At 69.0% G+C, this 2,349-nt stretch carries 2 protein-coding genes; both read right to left on the bottom strand.

All coding sequences use genetic code 11. From position 1 onward, the window contains the following. The coding region (locus tag ACTUAL_RS26785; RefSeq protein WP_440902189.1) for a S8 family serine peptidase at positions 1 to 1,800 on the bottom strand (1,800 nt) is incomplete at its 3' end. 61 nt (positions 1,801 to 1,861) lie between these two features. Further along, the coding region (locus ACTUAL_RS26780) for a PPC domain-containing protein (RefSeq protein ID WP_440902188.1) at positions 1,862 to 2,349 on the bottom strand (488 nt) is incomplete at its 5' end.

Here is a 2,349-nt window from a genome sequence, read left to right as displayed (position 1 = left end):
CAGGGTCAGCCGCGCGTATTCGCCGGACAGGCGGATGTGGTACGTCCCGGCCTTCGGCGCGGCGATGCGCACCACCTGGTTGGTGCCCGGGCGCACCGATCGGAAGTCGTAGGCGTCCGCCGTCGGCACCCGATCGAACGCCACGTGCAGCGCCGCCGTCCCCGTTCCCCCGGACGCGAGGATGTTCAGGACGCTGCCAGCCTTGGCTTCGAACCAATAGAACCGCTCGCCCTCGTCATCGGCCGACAGCGGCGTCAGCGGCACAGCGTCGGACAACTGTTGTGCGGGCAAAGGCCCGCAGCCGGCCTCGGTCTCGTCGCAAGGAGTCTGCTGGGCGGCGAGCACTGCCGCCTCCACATCCAGGATGCCCGCCCCCAACGGCTTGTCGAGCACGACCGGGAACGCCCGCGCGGTGTCCTGCAGGATGCGCTTCACCTGGTCCGGACGCAGGCGTTCGGGAGCGACACTCTGCATCAGGGCGACCGCGCCCGCGACGTGCGGGGAGGCCATCGAGGTGCCGGGGGAGAATCCATATGTCGGCTCCTCCGGTCCGCGCTCTCCGGTGTTGAGGGTGGAAAGCACGTTGTCGCCCGCGGGGGCCCAGCCTGTTCCGTAAGGAGCCGCGAGATCGATCCGCGCACCATGATTCGATCCGTCAACCCCGGTCTGCCCCGTACGCGACACCCCACCCCGGGCGCCTGTCGGCCCGACGCCACCGACGACGATGATCTCTTTCGAACAGTTGGCCATCGTGTACCCGGTCCCCCACTCGCCGGCCGCATTTTTTGCGGAGTTGCCCGCGGCGACCACGACCGTCACGTTGCGGCGGTGCGCCTCGGCCAATGCCTCCTTGTACACGTTGGGACATGCCCTGGGAGAACCGCTGCCCAGGCTCATGTTGATCACTTCGGCCGGAAAGCGGTTGTCGGGCGCACCCTCCACGGCGCCGCCCACACTCCATATGATGCCGTCCGCGATGTCGACGTTGGTACCGCCGCCAGGCCCCAGCACGCGCACGGGCAGCACCACGGCATCGGGGGCCACGCCCGCGACACCGATCCCGTTGTCGGTCACCGCAGCGACCGTGCCGGCGACGTGGGTACCATGCCAACTGCTGGGGTCCAGAAGAACACGCAGGGAACCGAACTCCAGGTCCTCCCAGTCCCCGGGATCCGCCCCCCCAGGCTGGCGCAGGACGAAATCATAACCCTCGTCCATCAGCACATTCGCAGCGAGGTCGGGATGCTCGGTCACGCCGGTGTCGAGGACCGCGACGACGACCCCCTCCCCGCGCCCGTGCGGCCAGGCGGCGACCAGATTGACGCCTCCCGCGCTCTCTGCCGGCGTGTGGTAGTGCCACTGCTCGGCCCATCGCGGATCGTCCGGCGGGCTGAAGCGCTCCATCCGCACCACCGGTTCCACGTAGTCCACCGCCGGATCGGTGGCGATCTGCTGCATCAGCTGTGTGGCCTGCGCACCGTCCAGGGCCGCGGGAAGCCGGATGACATCGGCACCGACCGCCATGCGGCGTACGTAGGTCACTCCCGCGTCCGCCGCGGCGGTGCCCGACACCTGCCGCCAGGCCAGGCCGGCCGCCTGCGCGAGGTGCTGCGCGGGGCGCGCACGCTGCGCGGAGCCCTCGCGGTACTTGATGATGAACTCGTTGTAGGACTCGCCCTCCACCAGGGTGCCCAGGTTGACGCGTTCGTACTGCAGTTCCGCGGCGAGTGCCACCGGTGCGGCCAGGGACAGGGCGATCGCGCAGGACAGGGCGTGAAGCGTTCGATGCTGACGTTTCATGAGTCGTGGTCTCCGGGAGAAGATGTCGAGGAAGCACCGGCCACCTGCGTGGCCGGCGCGCTTACTGCCGCGCTTCGATCAGGACGTTGGCGACGTCGGACTCGCCGACGAGCGTGATGTAGTAGGTGCCGGCGCGGACCTGGCGCGCATCGATCCGCACGATCTCCCGGTTGCCCGGGCGTCTGGATGCGAACGTGTGTTCGTCCGCATTCGGCACGGCCTCGAATCCGACGTACATCGACACGTCGCCGGTCCCGCCGACAGTCGAGAACGTCAGGGCCTTGCCGGACTCTGCGGTGTACTCGAAGACGATGCGCTCGCCTTTCTTGACCGACACGCCGGCTTGGGACACGTTGCGCGCCAGCACCACGGCATCCGGATTGCAGCTGTCGGGCTGCCCGTCGCATTTGGCGTTGCCCAGCGCCCTGTTGACGGCTGCGGCCGCGTCGACGATGCCCGCCCCCATCGACATGTCCACCGATACGAACGCCGGGAACGGACGGGACGTCTCCACCAGCAGGTCGCGCATCTGCTGCCAGTCCAGCGGCG

This window comes from Actinosynnema sp. (genome assembly GCF_052038725.1).
Note: the sequence above shows the minus strand (reverse complement) of the source record. Positions and strands in the feature narration are given on the sequence as shown.